The sequence below is a fragment of the Pseudoflavonifractor intestinihominis genome (assembly GCF_040096055.1).
In the GTDB taxonomy this organism is placed as follows: Bacteria; Bacillota; Clostridia; order Oscillospirales; family Oscillospiraceae; genus Pseudoflavonifractor; species Pseudoflavonifractor intestinihominis.
This window is the reverse complement of record NZ_JBBMFK010000011.1, coordinates 47,317-72,316: the sequence shown is the minus strand read 5'-3', so window position 1 is coordinate 72,316 and position 25,000 is coordinate 47,317. Positions and strand designations below refer to the sequence as shown.

The window sequence follows — 25,000 nt, the reverse complement described above, 5'->3', positions numbered from 1 at the left end:
ACACCCTTTACACAGGGTGTGCGCCGTTTTTCTTTCTCTGAGCCGCTTACAGCTTGGTCATGTGCTGGGCCGCCGACTTGAGCATCAGCTTTTTGGTGCCCACGTTGTCAAAGGCGATCTCGATGAGGGCGTCGCCGCCCATGGGCATCAGGTTGACCACCATGCCCTTGCCGAAGGCCTTGTGCTGGACCATGTCGCCCTTGTGGAAATCGGCCGGCTTGGCGGCGGAAGCGGCGCCGCCGATCTTGGGCTCCACCGCCGTGCCCTTGGGGTAGGTGGTGTAGCCGCCGCCCAGGGAGTACCCCCGCTCGGCGGGCTTGCGCCATGCGGGCGCCTTCTTCTTGGGGGGCTCTCCGTCCTGGTGCTCCTCGGTCCGCTCGCTGCGGGGCAGACGGCCCGACTTCTCCACGTACTCCTCCGGGATCTCCCCCAGGAAGCGGGAGGGCCGGTTGTTGTTGGTGCGGCCGAAGAGCATGCGCTGGGAGGCGCAGGTCATGTACAGCTTCTCCTTGGCCCGGGTCATGGCCACGTAGCACAGGCGGCGCTCCTCCTCCATCTCCTCCGGCTCGCCGATGGCACGGATGCCGGGGAAGATGCCCTCTTCCACGCCCACCACAAAGACCACCGGGAACTCCAGGCCCTTGGCCGAGTGCATGGTCATCATGACCACGCAGTCCTCCTCGGGGTCGTGGCTGTCCAGGTCGGTGTACAGGGCGATCTCGTCCAGGAAGCCGGACAGGCTGGGCTCGTCGGCGTTCTCCAGATAGCCGTTGATGGAGGTCAGCAGCTCCTGCACGTTCTCCAGCCGGGTGCGGTCCTCAATGGTGTTCTTCTGCTCCAGCATGACGGCGTACCCGGTGCGGGCCACCAGCTCCTCATAGAAGGCGGGCAGCTCCATCTCGCCGGACAGCTTGCGCAGCTCGGCCATCATGTCGGTGAAAGCGGCCAGCTTGGCCGCCGCCTTCTGGAGCTCCGGATAGGCCTGGGCGTTGGAGATGACCTCCCACAGGGAGCGCCCCTCCTGGGCGGCGATGTTCTGGGCCCGGTCGATGGTGGTGGCGCCGATGCCCCGGGGCGGGTTGTTGATGATGCGCTGGAGGCGCAGGTCGTCGCCGGGGTTGTTGATGACGCACAGGTAGGCCAGCATGTCCTTGACCTCGGCCCGGTCGAAGAAGCGGATGCCGCCGATGATGCGGTAGGGCACGCCGTTGCGCTTGAAGGCCTGCTCGATCTGGTTGGACTGGGCGTTCATCCGGTAGAGCACGGCGTGGTCCTTCCAGTGCCGCCCGGAGGAGTAGCTGCCCAGGATCTGGGCCGCCACATACTGGGCCTCGTCGTGCTCGTTCATGGCGGTGTAGCACTGGACCTTGTCGCCCTCGCCGTGGTCGGTCCACAGCTCCTTGCCCTTGCGGCCCTGGTTGTTGCGGATGACCGCGTTGGAGGCCTCCAGGATGTTCTTGGTGGAGCGGTAGTTCTGCTCCAGGCGGATGACCCGGGCGCCCTTGTACTGCTTCTCAAAGGAGAGGATGTTCTCAATGGTGGCGCCCCGGAAGCGGTAGATGGACTGGTCGTCGTCGCCCACCACGCAGATGTTCTCGTACCCGCCCGCCAGGGTGGCGGAGAGCTGGTACTGGAGGTTGTTGGTGTCCTGGTACTCGTCGATGAGCACATAGCGGAACTTCCGCTGGTAGTACTCCCGCACCTCGTCAAACTCCTTGAGCAGGCGGACGGTGTGGAGGATGATGTCGTCAAAGTCCAGGGCGTTGGCGTCCCGCAGCCGCTTCTCGTACTCCACATACACCTTGGCGATCTTGATGAGGCGGTAGTCCCCCGCCTTCTCGCACTCGGCCAGGTAGTCCGCCCCCAGCTTCATGGCGTCCTTGGCCCGGGAGATGTACCCGGCGATGCTCTTGGCGGGGAAGGCCTTGTCGTCCAGGTTGAAGTCCTTGATGATGTCCTTGATGACCCGCTCGGCGTCGGCGGTGTCGTAGATGGTGAAGGACTTGGAGAAGCCCAGCCGGTCGATGTCCCGCCGCAGGATGCGCACGCAGGCGGAGTGGAAGGTGGAGGCCCAGATGTCGTTGGCCGCGGGGCCCAGCATCCGCTCCAGCCGCTCCTTCAGCTCCCCAGCGGCCTTGTTGGTGAAGGTGATGGCGATGATGGACCAGGGCACCGCCGGGTCCACCCGGCACAGCCGCTCCTGCTCCGCCTTCTTCTCCGGGTCGGGATGGGCCGCGTAGTCCTCCAGGAAGGCCAGGTCCTCCCCGGTGACCCACTCGGGCACCTCGTCGCAGTCGGAGCCCCGGCCGTACTTCATCAGGTTGGCGATGCGGTGGATGAGCACGGTGGTCTTGCCGCTGCCCGCGCCTGCCAGCAGCAGCAGGGGGCCCTCGGTGGCCAGCACGGCCTTGCGCTGCTCCGGATTCAGATTCTGATAGTCCAGCTCGATCGCGGCTCTGCGGGCCTTGCAGAACCGCAGTTCTTCTTCTCGATTCAGCATGTTCTTCTCCTCGGCAATACGGAAGCCGTCCACACCGTGGACGGCTTCCGCAGTTTTGTGTGTTCTATTTTATCGGAAAATGCCGGTCAGGTCAAGGCGTGACGGCGCTCTTTTTTCGCACTACTCCCATGCATCCAGGCCCCATGTGCCGTCGTCCAGCTCGCTGATCTTCAGCAGATCGGGCTCCGCCGCTCCCTCCTCCCCGATCTGGTAGTAACCCAGGATATGGGAGGTCCGGCGGCCCACGTTGTCCTCGCTGAACAGCACGATGGCCAGGGCGTCCCCCGCCTGGGCGGACACGTCTCCCAGGGGTACATTGACATAGGTGGACAGGCTCCAGTTGGGCTCCACCACTATCCCGCCTTCCTGCGTATCCACCGGTATGGTCTTCACCAGCTTCTCCCCCACGAGCACGCCCACCTCCAGCCGGACCACCTCCGGCCTGGTGCCCACGTTGTAGGGATCGCTGCAGTCCACGGTCACCTCCGCCATCACCGACGCGTCTTCAGTCAGGCCGTTCTCCGACAGACTGCCGCTGGTTACCGTGCCGCCCAGGCCCACGGAGTAGCGCTCCGCCAGCCTCATGGCGGTATAGAGCTGCTGGGTGCGGCTCACGCCTGCGGTGTCTGCCACCAGATAGATCTGGATGTCGTCGCTGAGGGGGCAAATCAATTGGGCGGTAAAGACCTGCTCCTCTCTCGCTCCGGTGACTGTGACCTGCTCCCCGTCGCTGCGGGCCAGGAAGGACACGGTCGTATCCTCCCCCACCTCTTTCATGGTGACGGCGATGTCATAGGCGGCGGTATCGGCCGCCAGATCCACCGCCGACAGGATGCAGCTCCAGTCGGTGACCAGGCTGCTCTCCGCCTCCAGGGTGGCGGTGAACTTCTCCCCCACGCCGGAGACGATCTTCCACTCCAGTTCCTCCATCTCCCGGCTCATGCCCGACATCCGCCGCTCCAGCTGGGTGAGCCAGTTCCATGCCGGCAGCACCACCAGCGCCAGCACCAGAATGCCGCCCAGAATCAGCGGGCCGGGCCGGATGCGCCGCTTCCGCTGCTCCAGGTAGCGGGTCACCACCGCCTCCACCATGGCCAGCTGTTCCTCGCTGAGCTGTTCGCCCGAGGCCTGCTCCGCCCCATCCCCCAGGGGCTCCTCCACCTCCAGCAGGCCGGCCAGGGAGATGCCGAAGACCCGGCTCATGGCGATGCAGTTGTTCACGTCGGGCACCGTCTTGTCCGCCTCCCACTTGCTGACGGCCTGGCGGGACACCCCTACCAGCTCTCCCAGCCCCTCCTGTGAGAGGCCCTTCTCTTTTCTCAGGGCGGCGATCCGCTGTCCCAGTGTCATGGTCCGCTCCCTCCTTCCGCCTCCAGCATACCCGGTTTTCTTCCCCGCCGTCCACCAAATATGCCTTCCCTTTTGTCAACCGGAGCTTCCATCCGGTGTTTTTCGCCGGAATTTCCGCTTCCAGCATACCACACCCGGCCTGCGGGCGCCATTCTTTTCTTCTGCTTGTGTTTTTGCTCCAAAGCATGTATACTATTAGAGCTGACTTTTGCACTTTAAAGAGCATTCGTCTCCGCCGGGCGCGGCAGGCCCACCGAGATGCCTGTCCGGCGGTATATCTATCTGGAGGTACTACGCATGGCGCATCACCATTCCGCTCACAGCGGAACATTCCGCAGCTCCGCCGGCTTCATCCTCGCGGCGGTTGGCTCCGCCGTGGGCATGGGCAACATCTGGCTCTTCCCCTACCGGGTGGGCCAGTACGGCGGCGGCGCGTTTCTCATCCCCTACTTCATCTTTGTGGCTCTGTTCAGCTACGCCGGACTGTCCGGCGAGTTCGCCCTGGGCCGTCTCACCGGCACGGGCACGATGGGCTCCTTCGACTACGCCCTCAAGGCCCGGGGCAGGCGGGGCGGAAAGATCATCGGCATCATGCCCCTGCTGGGCGTGCTGGGCATCGCCATCGGCTACTCGGTGGTGGTGGGCTGGGTGCTGCGGTACATCGCCGGGTCGGTGACCGGCTCCGTCCTGGCCGGGGACTCCGCCGCCTTCTTCGACACCCTGGCGGTGGACTTCGGCTCGGTGCCCTGGCACCTGATCGCCGTGGCCCTGACGGTGCTCATCCTGGTTCTGGGCGTCTCCGCCGGCATCGAGAAGATCAGCAAGTTCATGATGCCCGCATTCTTTGTCCTGTTCCTGGTCATCGCCGTGCGGGTGGCCTTCCTCCCCGGCGCGGTGGACGGCTACCTCTACCTGCTCAAGCCGGACTGGACCTATCTGCTCGACCCGGAGACCTGGATCATGGCCATGGGACAGGCCTTCTTCTCCCTGTCCATCAACGGCGCGGGCATGCTCATCTACGGCAGCTACATGAAGAAGTCGGAGGACATCATCCACCACTCGGTGGTCACTGCCCTGCTGGACACCCTGGCCGCCCTGCTGGCCGGCTTTGCCATCATCCCGGCGGTGTTCGCCTTCGGCATTGAGCCCGCCTCCGGCCCCTCCCTCATGTTCGTCACCCTGCCCAAGGTGTTCCAGCTGATGCCCGGCGGACAGCTCTTCGCCCTGCTGTTCTTTGTGTCCGTGTTCTTCGCCGGCATCACCTCCCTGATGAACATGCTGGAGGCCTGCGGTGCCGCCCTGGAGTCCAACCTGAAGCTGCCCCGGTGGCTGTCCACCACCATTGTAGGCGTGGTGGTGTTCGGCGTGTCCGTGTTCCTGGAGTCCCTGTCCGGCATGGGCAGCTGGCTGGACCTCATCACCATCTATGTGGCCCCCTTCGGCGCGGTGCTGGGCGCCGTGTTCATCTACTGGGTGCTGGGCCTGGACCCCATCAAAAAGGAGCTCATGCTGGGCCGGGACAAGCCCATCGGCAAGGCCTTCGACTTCATCGCAAAATACGTCTACGTCATCCTCTCCGGCGCCGTGGTCATCTTCGGCATCATTTACGGCGGCATCGGCTGACAACCAAAAACGCGCCCCGCGGGAACTCCCGCGGGGCGCGTTTTGTATGTTCTGATACTCAGAAGGGCATCTTCTTGGGTTCCACCTGCATGGTCAGCCACTTGAGCTCGGTGAAGTCCTCCATGGAGTACCGGCCGCCCTCCCGGCCGAAGCCGCTGAACTTCACGCCGCCGGAGGGGGCGGTGGTGCCGCTGAGGAAGGTGGTGTCGTTGATATGTACCATGCCCGCCTCCATCCGCAGCCCCAGGGACCAGGCCAGCTCCAGGTTGTGGGTCAGCAGGGCGGCGGACAGGCCGTACTCGTTGTCGTTGCACAGCGCCAGGGCCTCCTCCGGGTCCCCCGCCCGCACCACCGACGTCACCGGGCCGAAGCTCTCCTCGTGGAAGATCCGCATCTCGGGGGTCACGCCGGCGAGCACCGTGGGCCAGTACCAGGGGCCCTCATGGCGGCCGCCGGTGAGCAGCTTTGCCCCCTTGGACAGGGCGTCCTCGATCTGCCCGTCGATGAACTTCCACTTCTCCGGCTGGATGAGGGGGCCGATGATGGTGTCCTCCTCCCTGGGGTCGCCCACCTTCAGGCCCTCGGCCCGGCGGACCAGGGCGTCGCAGAAGGGCTCATACCCCTCCCCTTCCACGATGATGCGGGAGGTGGCCATGCACACCTGTCCCTGGTGGCAGAAGGCGCCGTAGGCGGCGATGTCCGCCGCCTGGACCGGGTCGAAGTCCCTCAGGACGATGAGGGGATTCTTGCCGCCCAGCTCCATGGCCACCTTCTTCAGGTCCCGGGCGGCCCGGACGGCGATGGACCGCCCCACCGCGCTGGAGCCGGTGAAGGTGACCATCCGCACCCTGGGGTCGTCCACCAGCAGGTCGCCGATGACCTCGCTGCGGCCGGGCACCACGTTGAGCACGCCGGCGGGCAGGCCTGCCGCGTCAAAGACCTCCGCGATGGCCAGGCCGGTGGCCGGGGTGATGGGGGACGGCTTGAGGATAAAGGTGTCCCCGGCGGCCAGGGCGTAGGCCAGCTTTTTGATGGCCAGAATCATGGGGTAATTGAAGGGGGTGATGCCCAGCACCACGCCCAGGGGCGACCGGACGGCCATGGACATCTGCCCCGGCCCACCGGGCTGGAGCACCTCGCCGTGGAGCCGGCGGCACTCCCCCGCCGCCACCCGCAGGATGCCCGCGCTGCCCATGACCTCCCCCCGGGCCTTGTACCGGGCCGAGCCGCTCTCGGCGATCATCAGGTCGGTCAGCTCGGCGGCCCGGGCCTCCATCTCATCGGCGGCCCGGAGCAGCAGCCGCTCCCGGACGTCGGGGGCTGTGGCGGCCCACTTGCCCCGGGCTGCGTAAGCCGCCGCCAGGGCCCTCTCCGCGTCCTGACGGCCGCCCATGTGGACCATGGCCATCACCGACCCGTCGGCCGGGTTCCGGTCCTCCATCACCTCGCCGTCAGTCTGGGGCACCCAGGCCCCGTCGATATAGAGCAGGTATTCTCTCATCGTCTCTCCCCTTCCCGGCATAAGCGCCGTACATTGTGTTTTGACCAGCGGGCCGCCGCCCGCACAGGTTATTACATCAGAGGGGCAAACACGCGCAGCACCGCCCGCAGCAGACGGCGGAGCATGGACCGCTCCCGGCACCGGGCCAGGGTGATCTCCTGGCAGACGGCCAGGGTGTCCAGGAAGTCCCGCTTCACGTCCAGCACGGCGGGCGCGCCGCACAGCCACACGCCGTCCTCAAAGTGGAGGAACATACTGCGGTAGTCCATGTTGATGGAGCCGACGGTGGCGTAGCAGTCGTCCACGGCGAAGTTCTTGCCGTGGACAAAGCCGGGGGTGTACTCAAAGATCCGCACCCCCGCCTCCAGAAGGGGCTCGTAGTGGGCCCGGGTGACCTCAAAGATGATCTTCTTGTCCGGGATATGGGGCGTCATGATGCGCACGTCCACGCCGGACTTGGCGGCGTTGCACAGGGCGGTGTTGACGCTGTCGCTGATGATGAGATAGGGCGTGGTGATATACACGTAGCGCCTGGCCTTGCTGATCAGGTTGAGGTACACCGTCTCCCCCACCGGCTCCCCGTCCAGGGGGCTGTCGGTGTAGGGCTGGACGTACCCCAGGTCCCGGTCCGCGGGAAGGGGCGGCAGAGCTGCGGGACGGTAGGCGCTGTAGTCCTCCTCGCCGCCGCAGATATACTCCCACATGGTGAGGAACATGACCGTCATGCTCCAGGCCCCCTCGCCGGTGACCCGGATGGCGCTATCCTTCCAGTGGCCGTACCGCCGGCGCTGGTTGATATACTCGTCGGCCAGGTTGATGCCGCCGGTGAAGGCGGTATGGCCGTCCACAATGCAGAACTTCCGGTGGTCCCGGTTGTTCAGCCGCACGGACAGCACCGGGATGAACCGGTTGAACACCCGGCAGCGGATGCCCCTGGCCTCCAGCTCACGGGGGTAGTTCTTGGGCAGGGTGTAGAGACAGCCCACGTCGTCGTAGATGACCCGCACGTCCACCCCGGCCCTGGCCTTCTCCTCCAGGATCTCCAGGATAGAGTCCCAGAACAGGCCCCGGCTGATGATGAAATACTCCAGGAAGATATACCGTTTCGCCCCACGCAGGGCCTCCAGCATGTCGGCAAACACGTCGTCCCCCAGGGGGTAGTATTCGGCGTCCGTGTTGGCGCACAGCGGACAGTGGGCAAACCGCTCCAGATAGCGGGCCTGGTTGGCGGCGTCCGTGCCGTACCGCTCCTCCAGCACGTCCGCCTTGCACTCGTCGCTGAGCACCTCGGTCAGGCGGCGGTCCATGCCCTCCATCTTCCGGCGCATCCGGGCAGAGAGCTGGTTGCCGCCTGAGAGGAGGTACACCAGCCCGCCGAACAGCGGTGCCAGAAGAATGGGCACGATCCAGGCGATCTTATACCCCGGGTCGGTGCGGGCGTTGATGATCCACAGCACCACCAGGATGGAGACCGCCGTGCAGAAGAAGTAGAAGTAGACAAAGTAGTTGGCAAACTCCACCATCACCACCGCCAGGATCACCACCTGGAGCACCAGAAGGACGCCCACCAGGGCGGTGCGGTGAAAGAGGATGGAGGCCGCTTTTTTCAGAAATCCCGTAGTTTTTTCCTCCGTTCGCTATGCCTGTCTTTTGTCTGTTTTCTGCTGCCGGACCACCACGTTCTCCTCCCCCAGCATCTCGGTCAGCTCCCGCACCAGGGCGGGATGGACCACGCAGGGTATGGGGGCGGCCCACTGCTCCGTGTCCGCGAATTTGGCCTTGAAGGGCTCGTCCCCGGGGAAGAGCTCCAGGATCAGCTTGATCTTCCGCCAGCGGGGGTCGCGGGCGCTGGGCAGAAGGACAAAAATCTTCTGCCGCTGTCTCCCCTTGGGGGCTTCCGGCTCCTTGGCCGGCTCGCCGCCATCCTGCAGCAGGGGCCGCACCGAGTCCACCATCAGCTGGGGGGCCTTCTCGTCCCGGACCGAGATGCGTCCGGCAGCCAGCACGGGCATGTTCTCCTTGAGATAGCTGCCGCTCTCCCCCAGCACCCGGGAGAACACCAGCAGCTCCATGGAGCCGGTGTCGTCCTCCAGGGTGACGTAGGCCATGAGGGAGTTGCTCCGGGTGGTCTTGGTCTTGACGGCGGAGATAACGCCGGCGATGTTCACCTTCTGCCCGTCCTGGAAGTCGGTATTGCCCTCCTCCTGGGCGAAGTCGGACAGAATGGCCCCGATGGGGGCGGCGTGGTACCGCCGGGCGGTCTCCCGGTACTCGTCCATGGGGTGGCCGGTGAGGTAGAGGCCGGTGGTCTCCTTCTCCATGGTCATCAGCTCCCGGCGGGAGAACTCGGGGATGTCGGGCAGGGCCACCTCCGGGGCGGTCTGGGGCTGGTCCCCGCCGCCGCCGAACAGGTCGAACTGGCCCTCCAGGTTCTTCCGCCTGGTCTGGGCGATGGAGTCCACCACCTGGGGGAACACCTTCAGCAGCTGGGAACGGCGGGCGCCGGTGCTGTCAAAGGCGCCGCACTTGATGAGGCTCTCCAGCACCCGCTTGTTCAGGTCCGCGTCCATCATGCGGGCGCAGAAGTCGGACAGGGACCGGAAATTCCCGCCCCGCTCCCGCTCGTCCAGGACGGACTGGATAAAGCCCCAGCCCACCCCCTTCACCGCCGCCAGGCCGAAGCGGATGTTCTCCCCGGTGACGGTGAAGCTGGCCCCCGACTCGTTGATGTCCGGGGGCAGCAGGGCGATGCCGCACTCCTTGCACTCGGCGATGTACTCCGCCACCTTCTCGCTGGAGTCCAGCACGGAGGTGAGGAGAGCTGCCATATATTCTCTCGTGTAATGGCACTTAAAATACGCGGTCTGGTAGGCCACGATGGCGTAGGACACGGCGTGGGCCTTGTTGAAGGCGTAGTTGGCGAAGTCGTAGATCTCGTCGTAGATGTCCATGCCGGTCTGCTCGGGCACGCCCCGGGCGATACAGCCCTCAATGCCCCGCTCGCTGTCGCCGTAGAGGAAGGTCTGCCGCTCCTTCTCGATCTGGGCCTTCTTCTTTTTGGAGATGGCCCGGCGCACCATGTCGGCCTGGCCCAGGGAGTAGCCGCCCAGCTCCTGAAAAATGCGGATAACCTGCTCCTGGTAGACGATGCAGCCGTAGGTGACCTTCAGGATGGGCTCCAGCAGGGGGTGCTTGTACTTGACCTTGTCCGGGTTCTGCTTGCAGGCGATGAACCGGGGGATGGACTCCATGGGGCCGGGGCGGTAGAGGGCGATGATGGCGGTGATGTCCTCGATGTTCTGGGGCTTCAGGCCCACGCACACGCCGGTCATGCCCGCCGACTCCATCTGGAACACGCCGGAGGTCTTGCCGTCGGAGAGCATCTTGAACACCGCCGGGTCGTGGTCGGGGATGGCGTGGAGGTCAAAGTCCGGGATGCGGCGGCGCACCAGCTGCACCGCGTCGTCCAGCACGGTCAGGTTCCGCAGGCCCAGGAAGTCCATCTTCAGAAGGCCCAGCTCCTCCAGAGTGGTCATGACGTACTGGGTCACCACGGACTCGTCGTTTTTCGCCAGGGGCACGTACTCGTACACCGGCCGCTTGGTGATGACCACGCCGGCGGCGTGGGTGGAGGCGTGGCGGGGCATGCCCTCGATGGCCTTGGCGGTGTCGATCAGGTTGTGGATCCGCTCGTCCCCCTCGTAGGATTCCCGCAGCTGCTTGGACAGCTTGAGGGACTCGTCCAGGGTGATGTGCAGCGCGCCGGGGCCGCTGGGCACCTGCTTGGCCACCGCGTCCACGTCGGCGTAGGGGATGTTCAGCGCCCGGCCCACGTCCCGGATGGCGCCCCGGGCGGCCATGGTGCCGAAGGTGACGATCTGGGCCACGTGGTCCTCGCCGTACTTCCGCTGGACGTACTCGATGACCTCCTGGCGGCGGCGGATGCAGAAGTCGATGTCGATATCGGGCATGGTGACCCGCTCCGGGTTGAGGAACCGCTCGAAGAACAGGTCGTACTTCACCGGGTCCACGTCGGTGATGTCCATGCAGTAGGACACCATGGACCCGGCGGCCGAGCCGCGGCCAGGGCCCACGGGGATATTGTGGCCCTTGGCGTAGCCGATGAAGTCGGACACGATGAGGAAGTAGTCCACAAACCCCATCTGCCGGATGACCCCCATCTCGTACTCCAGCTGGGCCTTGTTCTTCTCGCTGCCCTCCGGGTAGCGGCGGGCAAAGCCCTCCCAGCACAGGTGTTCAAAGTAGGCGTCAGGGTCGGTCCAGCCCTCGGGCAGCTTGAACTCGGGCAGGTGGTACTTGCCGAACTCAAACTCCAGGTTGCACTTCTCCGCCACTTTTGCGGTGTTCTCGATGGCCTCCGGCCAGTCGGGGAAGAGCCGGGCCATCTCCTCCTCCGACTTGATGTAGAACTCGTCGGTCTCAAACTTCATGCGGCCCGGGTCGTCCACCGTCTTGCCCATCTGGATGCACATGAGGGTGTCCTGCATGGCGGCGTCCTCCCGCCGGGTGTAGTGGGCGTCGTTGGTGGCCACCAGGGGGATGCCCGTCTCCTGGTGGATGCGCACAATGCCCCGCACCACCTCGGCGTCCACAGGCAGGCCGTGGTCCTGGATCTCCAGGTAGTAGTCCTCCCCGAAGTGCTCCTTCATCTCCAGGGCGGCCCGCTTGGCCCCCTCGTAGTTGCTGCCCATGATGAGCCGGGGCACCTCTCCCGCCAGACAGGCGGACATGGCAATGAGCCCCTCTGTATGCTGCCAGAGGAGCTCCTTGTCGATGCGGGGCTTGATATAGAACCCGTCCAGAAAGGCCCGGGACACCAGATAGCACAGATTGCGGTAGCCGGTCTCGTTCTTGCACAGGAGCACCAGGTGGCGGGCCTCGGCGTCCAGCTCGTGGACCCGGTCGGTCATGCCCCGGGGCGCCACGTACACCTCGCAGCCGATGATGGGCTTGACCCCCTCGGCCTTGCAGGCCCGGTAAAAGTCCACCGCGCCGTACATCACCCCGTGGTCGGTGACGGCCACCGCACTCTGCCCCAGCTCCTTCACCCGGGCGGCCAGGGCGGGGATACGGCAGGCGCCGTCCAGCAGGCTGAATTCAGTATGGACATGCAGGTGGACAAAAGACATATAGAACCTCCTCGCGAGAAATCAAATGGAATTTTCTTGTATTTCCTCCATATGGGCGCGAAGCAGCGCCAGAATACTCCGGTCCCGGCCTTCCGCACCGTAATCCGCAAATTTGAGACGTAATACCGCTCCAAGCAAAAGGAGCAGGAGCAGCAGTAATTCCAACCGCTTCGTCTGGATGATCCACAGCATAATGACCGCAAAAAGCACAGCATAAACGGCCTTTACGAAGCCGGATACCACAAATCGTCCAGACAGAATACTTCCACCCGCTCCGTCCGGCAGGATACGCCCGGAAAATGGTCTGGGGAAATACGCCTCTGCATATGTGCCGAGGTGGAACCCGCCCACTATGTGCGCCCGCTGCTCGCCCAGGGGCCTGGGTATCTTCTCAATGGGCGCGTCAGCATACCCCCCATGCGGCTCAGAAAAGGTGTATACCCCTGTCTTTTCAGCCCGCCAGTGCTTTTCCTTTAAGATGAAGCGTCCCTTCCTGCGCCAGTGCACACGGCAGCTCCAGCGGCCATCTGTGAGGGTCTGCCGGGTCCCTTTCCAGTTCTCCGCGGCAATCCATTCCTCCAGCTTCTCTCTGAGGACTTCCGGCGAATCGGGACTGTGAAAGCAAAACAGTCGTGACATCCCCATTTCCCCTACCAGCTCTATGTACTTATACAGCGGATGGTTCAGGCGGCGCCCGCCTGATCTTTGGCCGGATGCGGCGTTTACTGCGCCTCTTCCCCCGTCTGGGCCAGGGCCAGCAGCTTGCGCAGCCGGTGGTTCATGCAGCTCTTGGTCACCGGCGGGTCGCACAGCTCCGCCAGCTGGGACAGGGTCAGCTCCGGGTTCTCCAGCCGCAGCCGGGCGGTCTCGTACAGCTTGTCCCCCAGCTCGGTCAGGTCCATCCGCTCCTCCAGGCGGCGGATGGCCTCGATCTGCTCCATGGCCGCGTCCACCGCCTTGTCCAGGTTGGCCGCGTCGCAGTTCACCCGGCGGTTCACGCTGCCCCGCAGGTTCTTCTCCAGCTTGGCGTTCATCAGCTCCATGGCCGCCACCGGCGCGCCGATGGCGGTGAGAAAGTCGGCGATGTACTCGCTCTGCTTGAAGTATGTCATGTAGTTGGACTTGCGGGTGGTCTCCTTGGGGGAGAACCCCGCCTCCAGCAGCAGGGCGGTCAGCTCCCGGCTGACGCTGTAGTGGGAGGTGACCAGCTCCAGATGGTAGCGCTTGGCCGGGTCGGTAACCGAGCCGCCCGCCAGAAACGCGCCCCGGAAGAAGGCGGTCCGGCAGTGGTCCTCCTCCAGGACGGCGAAGTTGATGTGGTGGGCCAGGCTGTCCGCCGGGTCAAAGCCGAAGGCGGTGAAGATCCGCCGGAGCTTGTCCCCATTGGTGATGGAAAACACCCGCTTGCCCCCTTCTCCCTCGGGCAGGCTGTCAAAGTCCAGCTGAAAGGCTTTCCGGAACAGCAGGGGCAGCCGGGCGGCAAAGGCGCCGCTCTCGGTGATCACGCGGACCTCGCGGGTGGAGAAGGCGTTGCAGAAGAGAAGCACACCGTAGGCCTCGGCCTGGGCGCAGCACTTCCGGGCCAGGGGGGCGCGGCACAGCTCCTCCTTGGTCTGGCTGGAAAAGGACATGAAAGAATCCCTCGCTTGTTGTTTGATATCCGTCCCGTCGGCTCAGAACACTTTGGTCTGGGCCCGGTCCTCGTAGATCTCCATGACGGCGGCGGCCAGCCGGGCGATGGAGTGGCGGGCGTAGTTGGAGGTCTCGGAGGCCAGGGGCCGGGTGATGACCTCGATCCCCATGGCCTCGATAGCGGGGGCGTCCACCACGATGGGGGCCGCGTCCTCCTCCTTGTACCGCTCCACCAGGCGGGGCCGCACGGGCGCAGAGTTGCACAGGCACAGGTCGATGAGCCCCGGGCCCGAGTGGGCCAGCAGGGCCTTCACGTGGTCGGAGGCCGTCATGCCCTCGGTCTCGCCGTCCTGGGTCATGATGTTGCAGATATACATCTTCAGGGCCTTGGACCGGCACACCGCGTCGGCAATGCCCTCCACCAGCAGGTTGGGGATGACGCTGGTGTACAGGCTGCCCGGGCCCAGCAGGATCATGTCCGCCTCGCCGATGGCCTTCAGGCTCTCGGGCAGGGCGGCGGGCCGCTCGGGCAGCAGCCGTACCTGCTTGATGCGGCAGTCCTGCTCCTTCTTGAAGGCGCTGATCTTGGACTCCCCCACCACGGCGGTGCCGTTTTCAAAGGTGGCCTCCAGCTGCACGTCGGCGTTGGTCACGGGCAGCACCCGGCCGGTGATGGCCAGGACCTGGCTCATCCGGGCCACGGCCTGGTCGAAGGACCCGGAGATGCCGTTGAGGGCGGCCAGGATCAGGTTGCCGAAGGACTGGCCCGCCAGGCTGCCCGAGTCCTTGGGGAAGCGGTAGGACAGCAGCTCCCCCATCACGGGCTCCACGTTGGCCAGGGCCTCCATGCAGTGGCGGATATCCCCCGGCGGGGGCATGCCCAGGTCCTGGCGCAGCACGCCGGACCCGCCGCCGTCGTCTGCCACGGTGACGATGGCGGTCAGATTGTGGGTGTAGCTCTTCAGGCCCCGCAGCATGGTGGACAGGCCGGTGCCGCCGCCGATGGCGACGATCCGCGGCTCATACTCCCACCGGCGGTCGGCGGAATAAGGCTCGGTCATAGATCAGACGCACCTCCTACGCTCTTGTCATGTCCCTGTGGTTGTCCGTGGCCTGGTAGCCCTTCTGGCGGATGAAGTCGGCCAGGGCTCTGGTGATGGCCACGCTCCGGTGCTGGCCGCCGGTACAGCCGATGCCGATGACCAGCATGGTCTTCCCCTCCTCCACGTACTTGGGGAGCAGGAAGCTGATGAGATTCTCCAGGTGGGTCATAAAGTCCCGGGTCTCCTGGTAGCCGAACACAAAGTCATACACCGGCTTATCCAGCCCGGTCTGGTGCCGCAGTTCGGCGATGTAGTAGGGGTTGGGGAGAAAGCGCACGTCAAACACCAGGTCGGCCTCCAGGGGAATGCCGTACTTGAAGCCGAAGGAGATGACGTTGACGCCCATGGCGGGCACAGCGCTGTCCCCGCCGAAGAGGCGGAGCACCTCGCCCCGCAGCTTGGAGGTGGAGAGGGCGGAGGTGTCGATGATGTACTCCGCCCGGCGGCGCACCGGCTCCAGATCCTTCCGCTCCTGGCCCACCGCCTCGGCCAGGCTCTCGCCGGGCCGGAGCAGGGGGTGGATGCGGCGGGTCTCCTTGTAGCGCTTGATGATGGTCTCGGTGGTGGCCTCCACAAAGAGAATCTTGTACTGGCAGCCCATGCTGTGGAGGGCGTCCAGGGCGTCGAACAGCCCGTCAAAGGTCTGGCCGCCCCGGATGTCGGTGACCAGCACCACCCGCTCGTACTTCCCCGGGCTGGCCATGCACAGCTCGGCGAACTTGGGGATCAGCGCCGCCGGCATGTTGTCCACCACATAGAACCCCATATCCTCCATAAAGGAGGCCGCCTTACTCTTTCCCGCGCCGGACAGGCCGGAAATGATCACAAATTCCATAACTCCACACCTCTGCCAATGGTTTTCTTTCTGTTACACGCAGCCCAGGGTCCGGACCTCCAGCTCCAGGGCCACCCCGGTCTCCCGGAGGACGGTCTCTTTGATCTGGTCGGTCAGCTTCAGGATGTCGGCGCAGGTGGCGCCGCCCCGGTTGATGACGAACCCGGCGTGCTTCTCCGACACCTGGGCGCCCCCCACGGTCAGGCCCTTCAGGCCGCACTGCTCGATGAGGGCGGCGGCAAAGTGGCCCGCCGGCCGCTTGAAGGTGCTCCCCGCGCTGGGGTACTCCAGGGGCTGCTTGCTCTTGCGCCGCTGGGCCAGGTCCTCCATTTTTGCCCTGATCTCCTCGGCGTCACCCTGCTCCAGCTCCATCTCCGCCTCCAGCACCAGCCACGCCGGGTGGTCGGTGAACACGCTGTGGCGGTAGGTGAGCTGGCACTGCTCCGCGGGCACGGTATGCTCCTGGCCGGTCTCGTCCAGGTAGGTGACGGCGGTGAGGACCTGGACCATCTCCCCGCCGTAGGCCCCGGCGTTCATCACCACAGCGCCCCCCAGGCTGCCGGGGATGCCGTGGGCGAACTCCAGGCCGGTCAGCCCCCGGCCCAGGGCGGCCATGGCCAGCCGGGACAGGGGGATGCCGCACTCGGCCCGCAGGCGGCGGTTGACCTCCCGGACCTGGTCCAGTCCGCCGGTCTTGATGACAAAGGCCTCTACGCCTTTGTCGGCCACCAGCAGATTGCTGCCGTTGCCCAGGAAAAAGGGGACGACCCCCATCTGATCAGCGGCACGGACAGCCGCCTTGATCTCTTTTTTATCTTTGGGAAATGCCATCAGCCTGGCAGGACCGCCCACCCGGAAGGTGGTGTGCCGGGCCATGGGCTCCTCAGTGCGCAGCTCCAGCTCCGGGCACTCCCGCTCCAGCACCATGCGCACAGCAGAAAAAATGTCCATTTTGACCTCCAATAATTGAGTTTATAGGCAATACCGGCCAAAACACCGGCAAAATATCTCAGCTTTAACAGGCGGCACAGGCCGCATGAACAGACCGCAGGGCGGCCGGTCCATTAAACATTATTATAGCAGAAACCGGTGCCGATTAGAATAGCCAGAAGTCAGAAAAGACATACCGCCCCAAAATGTGCACAAACGCCGGAATGCGGCTGCATTCCGGCGTTTGTCTCGCCCAGAAGGGCGCATCTGTTCAGTTCATCTGCTTGCGGCGGGACAGGTTTATGGTGCCGTCCTGCATGTCGCTCACGGAGTCCAGGCTCTTGCCGGTGCCGAAGGCCACGCAGGATATGGCGTCGTCGGCCACGTGGGTCTCGATGCCGGTGTGGGACTCGATCAGCTTGTCAAAGCCCCACACCAGGCTGCCGCCGCCGGTCATGACGATGCCGTTGGTGGAGATATCGGCCACCAGCTCGGGGGGCGTGCGCTCCAGCACGCCGTGGACCGCCTCCAGGATGCGGGTGGAGACCTCCTCGAAGGCCTCGATCATCTCGCTGGAGGTGACGGTGAAGGTGCGGGGCAGACCGGTCATCAGGCAGCGGCCCTTGACCTCGTAGCTCTGCTCCTCGGGCCGGGGGAACACGCAGCCGATCTGCATCTTGATCTCCTCGGCGGTCCGGTCGCCGATGAGCACGTTGTGCTTGCGGCGGATGTACTTGACAATGGCCTCGTCAAACTGGTCGCCGGCGATCTTGATGGAGGTGGACTCCACGATGCCGCCCAGGGAGATGACGGCGATGTCGGTGGTGCCGCCGCCGATGTCCACGATCATATGGCCGTCGGGCTTGGTGATGTCGATGCCCGCGCCGATGGCGGCGGCCAGGGGCTCCTCGATGAGGTACACCCGGCGGGCGCCGGCCTGGATGCCCGCGTCGATGACGGCCCGCTCCTCCACCTCGGTGATGCCGGAGGGCACGCAGATGACCACGCGGGGCTTGAAGAAGCGGAAGGCGGCGGCCTTGCGGATGAACTCCTTGAGCATCCGCTCGGTCATGTCGAAGTCGGAGATAACGCCCTCACGGAGGGGACGGATGGCCACGATATTGCCGGGGGTACGGCCCAGCATCTGCTGCGCCTCGGTGCCCACCTTCAGAAGCTTGCCCGTATCCTTGTCCATGGCCACCACGGAGGGCTCCCGCAGCACCACGCCCTTGCCTTTTACATAAACGAGGATCGACGCTGTTCCCAGGTCGATTCCGATATCCTTACTGAACATACCCGCACCTCTAAGCTTTTTTAGCATTTCTTTTAGTTTGGACCAAAATCCCATATCTTAATCCTCTACATTATAATGTGGCGGATGTGTTATTTCAACGCTTTTCCCAAATTTTATAGATTTTTCACATTTTCCTGGCCCGGATTGGAATTTTTTCTCTCCCATAGGGCACATTGACCAGTCACCGGCCGGAGCGGGCCCTGGCCAGGGTGGCGCACACCACCTTTTCCGCGCCGGCGGTCAGCAGCGTACGGGCGCACTCGGAGATGGTGGAGCCGGTGGTGATCACATCGTCGATGAGCAGGATCCGCTTCCCCTCCACCAGCTCGGGCTCGGTGCAGGTGTAGGCCCCCAGCACGTTGGCCCGGCGGCTCTCGTCGTGCTCCAGGCCGGACTGGGCCTCGGTGTCCCGCAGCTTGCGCAGGGTCTCCACCGCCACGTCGTCCAGGTTCACCGCCGCCGACTGGGCCAGCAGAAAGGCCTGGTCGTAGCCCCGCTCCTTCTTCCGCTTGTCCGACAGGGGCACCCAGGAGATCAGGTCGTACGCCCCCGCCAGATGGTCCCGGACGCACTGGGCCACCAGGATGCCGTAAATGCCCGCGTACCGGCTCATGCCTTTGAACTTGTAGCGGTGGATGGAGTCCCGCACAAAGTTCTCATAGCGCAGGGGCGAGACGCACTTGTCAAAGAACTCCCCCGTCTGCTCCGCCGCCTCTTCCGTCAGCCAGGGCAGAGTGCGCTGGCACTGGGCGCAAATCTCCCGCTCGCCGCTGCCCAGCACCCGGCCGCAGAACACGCACCGGGGCGGGAACAGCAGGTCCATCAAAATCTGCCCCGCCTTCATTTCAGATCCTCCGGCCGGATCGGCCCATGTTCCTTCTCAAAATCACGGATACAGGTCTGCATCAGATAGTAGACCTGTCCGTTCAGCGTCCGGCCCTCATATTCGGCGATATAGCGCAGCTTCTGGTGGACCTCCGGACTTACCCGAAGGCCGATGTTCTTGATTTCTTTCTTCATCATACCACACACCCCATACGCACGCCAAGTGCGTGCATTCTGCGTATATGGTATGTTTCTTTGATTCGTTTTACTGCTTAGTGCATGCAATTGCATGCACTAAATCTGAAGCTTCCTATTCCACGGCGGCCAGCCTGGCCCGGAGGCCGGAATACCGCCGCTGCTGGCGGTTGTTGGCCACCATCTGGGCCACCTTCCCCTCGTCCCCCACGATGATGAACAGCTCCCTGGCCCGGGTGATGGCGGTGTAGAGCACGCCCCGGGTGAGCAGCATGGGCGCGCCGTCCAGGGCGGCCAGGATCACCGCCCGGTACTCGCTGCCCTGGGCCTTATGTACCGTGACGGCGTAGGCCGGCTCCAGCTCGGAGAGCATGTCCGGCGTGTACTCCACCGTCCGGCCCTCAAAGTCCACGGTGATGACCTCGTCCCGGTTGTCCACCTTGACGATGACCCCGATGTCCCCGTTGAAGATGCCCATGCCCGTGTCGGTGTTGTCCTTGCCCCGCCACATGATATCGTAGTTGTTGCGCACCTGCATCACCCGGTCCCCCTCCCGGAAGATGTACTCCCCGAAGCGGCGCTCCCCCTTGCCGGGCTGGGCCGGGTTCACCGCCTCCTGGATGCTCCGGTTGAGGGAGGCGGTGCCGGTGGTGTGCCGCCGGGTGGGCGAGAGCACCTGGATCTGGTCGGCGGGGATGCCCATCTTCTCGGGCAGCCGGGTCTTGCACAGCTCCACGATGGTGTCCGCCACCCGCACCGGGTCGGTGCGGCGGAGGAAGAAGAAGTCCTTGGCGGCGCTGTTGTGCAGGTCGGGCAGCTCGCCCCGGTTGACGCTGTGGGCGTTCATGACGATGGCGCTCTGGGCGGCCTGGCGGAAGATCTCGGTGAGCCGCACCGTGGGCACCCGCCCGCTGCGGATCAGGTCGGAGAGCACGTTGCCCGGCCCCACCGAGGGCAGCTGGTCCGGGTCCCCCACCAGCACCAGGCGGCACTCCCCCCGCAGGGCGGACAGCAGGGCCCGCATGAGGGTGATGTCCACCATGGAGGTCTCGTCCACGATCACCGCGTCCGCCTTCAGGGGCTCGGACTCGTCGTGGGCGAACACCAGCTTGCCGGTGCCCGGGTCGAACTGGGTCTCCAGCAGGCGGTGGATGGTGTAGGCCTCCATGCCGCACAGCTCCCCCAGCCGCTTGGCCGCCCGGCCGGTGGGGGCGGCCAGGGCGGTGTCCAGCCCCATGTGGTCGAAGAGGGCCAGCACTCCCCGGAGAGAGGTGGTCTTGCCGGTGCCCGGGCCGCCGGTGAGCAGCATCACCTGGGACCGGGCCGCCAGCTCCACGGCGGAGCGCTGCTGGGGCGCGTAGGTGATGCCCTGGTCCCGCTGGATGCGGTCGATGACCCGGTCCATGTCCTCCGGAGGCAGCAGCTCCTCCCGGCTCATCTCAGCCAGCCGCTGGGCCACGAAGCACTCCGCCTCGTACAGGTCGAAGAGGTAGACCGCCTCCTCCCCCGCCGTCTCCTCCTGGATGACCTCGCCCCGCTCCATGAGGGCCTCCAGCCCGTCCCCCAGGGTCTCCAGGTCCTCCAGGCCCAGCAGCTGGGCCGTGGCGGCCAGCAGCTTCCGCCGGGGCAGGAAGGTGTGGCCGTTGTTCAGGTTGTGGCTCAGCTCAAAGAGCAGCCCGGCCTCCAGCCGCTGGGGGTCGTCCCCCTCCATGCCCTGGTCCAGGGCCAGCTCGTCGGCCTGGTCGAACCGGACCCCCAGCTCCTCGTCCACCAGCAGGTAGGGGTTGGCCCGCAGTACCTCCAGGGTCCGGTCCCCGTACCGCCGGTAGAGGGGCATGGCCAGCTGGAGGGGCAGCTGGTGGTCCCCCAGGAACTCCAGCAGGCGGCGCATGCCCAGCTGAAGGCGGAAGTTCTCCCCCATGGCCAGGGCCCGCTTGCGGGTGATGCCGTGGATCTTGGTCAGCTGCTCCGGGTGCTCCTCCAGCACGGTGAGGGCCTCGCCGCCGAACTCCTCCACGATCTTCCTGGCCGTGGCCGCGCCGATTCCCCGCACCGCCCCCGAGGCCAGATAGTCGAAGATGGCCCGCTCGCCCGCGGGCATCCGCCGGTCCACCGTCTCGGCCTTGAACTGCTCGCCGTAGGAGGCGTGGCGCATCCAGCTGCCCCGGACGGTGATGCTCTCCCCCGGCGCGGCCCCAGGGATGCACCCCACCACGGTGATGCCCCCCTGGTCCCCCGCGTCCAGCCGGAGGACCGTGTAGCCGTTCTCCTCGTTCTGGTAGATGACGGCCTCTACGGTGCCCTCGATACAGTTGAGCTGTTCTTCTTCCATGGCGTCTCTTCCCCTATCCCGTCTTATTCGTACATATGTTATACTATACCTGTTTTTCTCCCCCAAGGCAAGCGGGAAGGTCATCTATGGCGCAGAGAATCACGCCCCTGTCCCGGCCGGCCAGCAGCTCGGCCAGCCGCCGGCCCTGTCCACTCAGGCCGCAGTCGGCGATGACCACTGTGAACCGGGCCATGCCCCCCTTCCTCAGCCAGCGCAGCCCGGCCAGGTCCTGCTCCAGCCGCTCCCCGTCCCCGCTGGCGGGCACCACGGCGTACACGCTCCCCCGCCCCACCGGAGCCACAGCGGCCCCCAGCAGCAGCCAGCCGATGGCCAGCAGCCCCGCCGCCGCCAAGAGGGCCAGCACAGCCTTTCCGATCATATAGAACAACGCCCCTCACCTCCGCCATATCCTATGCGGCGCAGGTGAGGGGCGTTCAGGAAACGGGCCGTTTTTCCCTCCGTTCAGGCCAGAACGGAGGAGAACACGTTGATGCCGAAGGCGGTGAGCAGGCTCATGATGCACCCGGCCAGCAGCACGCCGGCAAAGATGCTGGGCAGGGCCTTGCGCAGGGGCATGTCCAGGAATGCCGCCGCCAGAGCGCCGGTCCACGCCCCCGTGCCGGGCAGCGGGATGGCCACAAAGATCATCAGGCCCAGGTACTTGTACCGGGTCACCTTCTGCCCCTTCAGGTGGGCCTTCTTCTCCATCCTGTCCACCAGGCTGTTGAGCCGGGGCAGATGGCGGCGCATCCACAGAAAGATCCGCCGGATGTATACCACGATAAAGGGGACGGGGATCATATTGCCGATAATGGCCGCCACAAAGGCCGCCCCATAGGGCAGGCCCAGGGTGGCTACGCCGAAGGGGATGGCCCCCCGCAGCTCTACGATGGGGATCATGGAGACCAGGACCGTGAATACGAACTCGCCCACAGGCACGCTGGTCAGCCACTGCATGATATCCAAAATCAAATCACCTGCTTTTCCGTTGATACCGGACGGCCTTCCGCGGCGCCGTCCGCGCAGATGATATTCTACCATCCCCGGACGGGGTGTAGCAATAAAGTTTTTCTTAAAGTTTTCCAGAATTTCAAAATGCCCGGTGGGAACCGGGCCCCGCCCGGCCTGAAATATGAACACTCTGTAAATGTTTCGCCGGAGCGTGGATTTTTCCTTCGTCCCTGATATAATTTCAGGTAAACTAAAGGTTGCCGCTCTACAATGGTGCTGTCTGCCGGACAACAGTACCCGCTGCCGGTTTTTCAGCGGGAGAAAGGTGTGAACCCCTATGCGGATTTTAATTGTGGAGGACGAGGTGCGGCTGGCGGAAGCCCTGTCCCAGATCATGGCCGAGCAGCGCTATCAGACCGACGTGGTGTATACCGGCTCCGACGGCCTGGACTACGCCCTCACCAGCCAGTACGACGTGATCGTGCTGGACGTGATGCTCCCCGGCCTCAACGGCTTTGAGGTGGTGCGGCGGCTCCGCGCCGCCCACAACTCCACCCCTGTCCTGATGCTCACCGCCAAGGATGAGACGTCCGACAAGGTCACCGGCCTGGACTGCGGCGCCGACGACTACATGACCAAACCCTTTGACCCGGAGGAGCTGATGGCCCGCATCCGGGCCCTCACCCGCCGCCAGGGCGAGGTGCTGGGGGAGACCATGTCGGTGGCCGACCTGACCCTGACGCTGTCCACCCGGTGCCTGAGCCGGGGGGAGAAGTCGGTGCGGCTGGGCTTCAAGGAGTTCGAGGTGATGAAGCTGCTGCTGGCCAACGCCTCCGCCGTGGTGCCCAAGGACGACATCATCGCCCGGGTGTGGGGCCTGGAGTCCGACGCGGAGGACAACAATGTGGAGGTCTACGTGTCCTTCCTGCGGAAGAAGCTGGCCTTCCTGGACTCCGCCGTCCAGATCCGCACCATGCGGAAGGTGGGGTACTTTCTGGAGTATCCGGCGGCCTGACCGTGCTGAGGCCGGGCGGCTATCTTTCTCCGTCGGGAGCGTGATGGAATTTTGATCCGCAAGCTGAGAACAAAATTTATTCTCACCAACATGGCCCTGGTGAGCCTGGTGCTCATCGTGGTGTTCGCCGTGCTGATGGGCTCCACCTCCCAGCGGCTGGCCGGCCAGAGCCTGGCCGCCATGCGCATGTCCCTGGAGTGGGGGGACGACCGGGACCCGCCCCGCTTTGAGTTCTCCCCCTCCAGCGACATGGTCCCCGACAAGTGGGCCGACCGGGGCGGCGGCACCTTCCAGCAGGTGATGATGATCCCGGTCTTCTGCGTCTCCCTCACCGAGGACAACCAGGTGGACGCCGTGTACGCCCAGGACAGCGTGTCCGTGTCCGACCAGGTGCTGGAGGAGGCGGTCTCCCAGGCGCTGGACTCGGGCACCCATGAGGGCATTCTGACCAAGCTGGGGCTGCGGTACCTGGTGGAGACAAGCCCCGAGGGCGAGACCCGCATCGCCTTTGCCGACCGGAGCTGGGAGCGGGAAAACCTGCGTGGCCTGCTCCTCACCTCCCTGCTGGTGGGGATGGGGGCCCTGCTGGGCTTTTTCCTCATCAGCCTGTTTCTCTCCAAGCTGGCCACCCGGCCGGTGGAAAAAGCCTGGGAGCAGCAGCGCCAATTCGTGGCCGACGCCTCCCACGAGCTGAAGACCCCCCTCACCGTCATCCTGGCCAACTCGGGCATCCTGCTCTCCCACCGGGAGGACACGGTGGCCGGCCAGGCCAAGTGGATCGAGTACATCCAGGAGGAGGCCAGGCGGATGAAGGGTCTGGTGGAGGACATGCTCTTCCTGGCCAAGAGCGACGCCGCCCGGCTGCCCTCCGCCCGGCTGCCGGTGGATATGAGCGAGCTGACCGAGGGCTGCCTGCTGCCCTTCGAGTCGGTGGCCTTTGAGGCGGGCGTGACCCTGGAGAGCGACATACACCCCGGACTGTGGGTCCACGGGGACGAGGGCCAGCTCCGGCGGCTGGTCTACATCCTGCTGGACAACGCCTGCAAGTACGCCGGCAGCGACGGCGCCGTGTCGGTGGTACTCTGCCGCGCCGCCGACCGGCTGAAGCTCACCGTGCGCAACACCGGGCCCGCCATCCCGCCGGAGCACCTGGAGCACCTCTTTGAGCGCTTCTACCGCTCCGACAGCGCCCGCACCCGGGATGCCGGCGGCTACGGCCTGGGGCTGGCCATCGCCAAGGCCATCGTCCAGTCCCACAGGGGGCAGATCTCCGTGGCCAGCAGCGACGCGGAGGGCACGGTCTTCACCGTCCTGCTGCCCCAGGGCAGGCGCCAGTTTTCTTCCTTCCGGCGCTGACATCCCGGACAACAAAACAGCGCTCTGAACACGGCTGTCCCGTGCTCAGAGCGCTGTCTTTTTTCCTCTTTCACCGCTCAGCGTTCCCTGGACCGGCTCTCGCAGTTCCTGCACCAGGCGATGAGAATATCCCGCGCCTCCGCTTCACCGGCTCCGCTGCCCTCGCCGGTAATATAGCTGACGGCCTCCTGCCACGCCTCCCCGGGCCACGTGCCCCACGGCGCCTTTCGGAGCACCTGCTCCAGCCGGACCGCCGCCGAGGGAATGCGCAGATCGGAGAGATACGCGCAGCCGCTCCGGGCCGCCAGATAGTCCAGCAGCTCCTCACGCCCGCGCTCCGTGTCTTCCACCGCGCTCGTCCTCCATTCCTGCCGTTTGATTTGCTTCGTGCCGCTCCGGGCACAGAAG

20 protein-coding genes are annotated in these 25,000 nt (G+C 65.1%); 3 read left to right on the top strand and 17 right to left on the bottom strand.

Going from position 1 to position 25,000, the window contains the following annotated elements; genetic code table 11:
- Positions 1-46: 46 nt before the first annotated feature.
- Positions 47-2,500, bottom strand: a complete 2,454-nt coding sequence (locus tag WMO64_RS08185; protein ID WP_349231663.1) for an ATP-dependent helicase — start codon at positions 2,498-2,500, stop codon at positions 47-49.
- A 120-nt stretch (positions 2,501-2,620) separates the two neighbouring features.
- Positions 2,621-3,850: a helix-turn-helix transcriptional regulator gene (locus WMO64_RS08180; RefSeq protein ID WP_349231662.1), complete on the bottom strand. Its 1,230-nt coding sequence runs from the start codon at positions 3,848-3,850 to the stop codon at positions 2,621-2,623.
- Positions 3,851-4,147: 297 nt separating this feature from the next.
- Here WMO64_RS08180 and WMO64_RS08175 point away from each other — a divergent pair, with 297 nt between their 5' ends.
- Positions 4,148-5,473, top strand: a complete 1,326-nt coding sequence (locus WMO64_RS08175) for a sodium-dependent transporter (protein WP_349231661.1) — start codon at positions 4,148-4,150, stop codon at positions 5,471-5,473.
- Between the two features lie 58 nt (positions 5,474-5,531).
- On the opposite strand, the gene WMO64_RS08170 is transcribed toward WMO64_RS08175, so the two are convergent.
- The 14 genes from WMO64_RS08170 to WMO64_RS08105 all read right to left on the bottom strand — a co-directional run bounded on the left by WMO64_RS08170 (position 5,532) and on the right by WMO64_RS08105 (position 22,227).
- The gene (locus WMO64_RS08170; RefSeq protein ID WP_294517798.1) at positions 5,532-6,974 is read right to left on the bottom strand and encodes an aldehyde dehydrogenase family protein; all 1,443 of its coding nucleotides are present in this window, start codon (positions 6,972-6,974) and stop codon (positions 5,532-5,534) included.
- Positions 6,975-7,045: 71 nt separating this feature from the next.
- The gene (gene cls, locus WMO64_RS08165; protein ID WP_435412060.1) at positions 7,046-8,584 is read right to left on the bottom strand and encodes a cardiolipin synthase; all 1,539 of its coding nucleotides are present in this window, start codon (positions 8,582-8,584) and stop codon (positions 7,046-7,048) included.
- A gap of 27 nt (positions 8,585-8,611) precedes the next feature.
- On the bottom strand, positions 8,612-12,124 hold the full coding sequence (locus WMO64_RS08160) for a DNA polymerase III subunit alpha (protein ID WP_294517800.1): 3,513 nt from the start codon (positions 12,122-12,124) through the stop codon (positions 8,612-8,614).
- A 21-nt stretch (positions 12,125-12,145) separates the two neighbouring features.
- On the bottom strand, positions 12,146-12,763 hold the full coding sequence (locus WMO64_RS08155) for a hypothetical protein (protein ID WP_349231660.1): 618 nt from the start codon (positions 12,761-12,763) through the stop codon (positions 12,146-12,148).
- An 83-nt stretch (positions 12,764-12,846) separates the two neighbouring features.
- Positions 12,847-13,755 carry a DNA-binding protein WhiA gene (whiA, locus tag WMO64_RS08150; protein ID WP_349231659.1) on the bottom strand — a complete coding sequence of 303 codons (909 nt, stop codon included), beginning with the start codon at positions 13,753-13,755 and terminating at the stop codon, positions 12,847-12,849.
- A 42-nt stretch (positions 13,756-13,797) separates the two neighbouring features.
- A complete protein-coding gene (locus tag WMO64_RS08145) occupies positions 13,798-14,817 on the bottom strand; it encodes a gluconeogenesis factor YvcK family protein (RefSeq protein ID WP_294517806.1) in 1,020 nt (339 codons plus the stop codon).
- Between the two features lie 16 nt (positions 14,818-14,833).
- On the bottom strand, positions 14,834-15,694 hold the full coding sequence (rapZ, locus tag WMO64_RS08140; RefSeq protein ID WP_294517808.1) for an RNase adapter RapZ: 861 nt from the start codon (positions 15,692-15,694) through the stop codon (positions 14,834-14,836).
- A 33-nt stretch (positions 15,695-15,727) separates the two neighbouring features.
- Entirely contained in the window at positions 15,728-16,645 is a 918-nt protein-coding gene (gene murB, locus WMO64_RS08135) for a UDP-N-acetylmuramate dehydrogenase (RefSeq protein WP_294517810.1), read from the bottom strand.
- A 250-nt stretch (positions 16,646-16,895) separates the two neighbouring features.
- A complete protein-coding gene (locus WMO64_RS08130; protein WP_294517812.1) occupies positions 16,896-17,918 on the bottom strand; it encodes a rod shape-determining protein in 1,023 nt (340 codons plus the stop codon).
- Between the two features lie 181 nt (positions 17,919-18,099).
- Positions 18,100-18,762: a ComF family protein gene (locus tag WMO64_RS08125; RefSeq protein WP_349231658.1), complete on the bottom strand. Its 663-nt coding sequence runs from the start codon at positions 18,760-18,762 to the stop codon at positions 18,100-18,102.
- Positions 18,759-18,941, bottom strand: coding sequence for a type II toxin-antitoxin system antitoxin (locus tag WMO64_RS08120; protein WP_294517816.1), 183 nt, complete (start codon positions 18,939-18,941; stop codon positions 18,759-18,761). Before WMO64_RS08120 ends, WMO64_RS08125 begins: the two co-directional genes overlap by 4 nt.
- A gap of 112 nt (positions 18,942-19,053) precedes the next feature.
- Positions 19,054-21,270 carry an SF1B family DNA helicase RecD2 gene (gene recD2 / locus WMO64_RS08115; RefSeq protein ID WP_294517819.1) on the bottom strand — a complete coding sequence of 739 codons (2,217 nt, stop codon included), beginning with the start codon at positions 21,268-21,270 and terminating at the stop codon, positions 19,054-19,056.
- Positions 21,271-21,313: 43 nt separating this feature from the next.
- A complete protein-coding gene (locus WMO64_RS08110; protein ID WP_349231657.1) occupies positions 21,314-21,649 on the bottom strand; it encodes a hypothetical protein in 336 nt (111 codons plus the stop codon).
- Positions 21,650-21,732: 83 nt separating this feature from the next.
- A complete protein-coding gene (locus WMO64_RS08105) occupies positions 21,733-22,227 on the bottom strand; it encodes a COG2426 family protein (RefSeq protein WP_294517846.1) in 495 nt (164 codons plus the stop codon).
- A 331-nt stretch (positions 22,228-22,558) separates the two neighbouring features.
- Here WMO64_RS08105 and WMO64_RS08100 point away from each other — a divergent pair, with 331 nt between their 5' ends.
- The gene (locus tag WMO64_RS08100; RefSeq protein ID WP_294517823.1) at positions 22,559-23,236 is read left to right on the top strand and encodes a response regulator transcription factor; all 678 of its coding nucleotides are present in this window, start codon (positions 22,559-22,561) and stop codon (positions 23,234-23,236) included.
- 51 nt (positions 23,237-23,287) lie between these two features.
- Positions 23,288-24,592, top strand: coding sequence for a sensor histidine kinase (locus tag WMO64_RS08095; RefSeq protein WP_349231656.1), 1,305 nt, complete (start codon positions 23,288-23,290; stop codon positions 24,590-24,592).
- Positions 24,593-24,669: 77 nt separating this feature from the next.
- Here WMO64_RS08095 and WMO64_RS08090 read toward each other — a convergent pair whose 3' ends face one another.
- Positions 24,670-24,942, bottom strand: coding sequence for a hypothetical protein (locus tag WMO64_RS08090; protein ID WP_349231655.1), 273 nt, complete (start codon positions 24,940-24,942; stop codon positions 24,670-24,672).
- Positions 24,943-25,000: the final 58 nt, after the last annotated feature.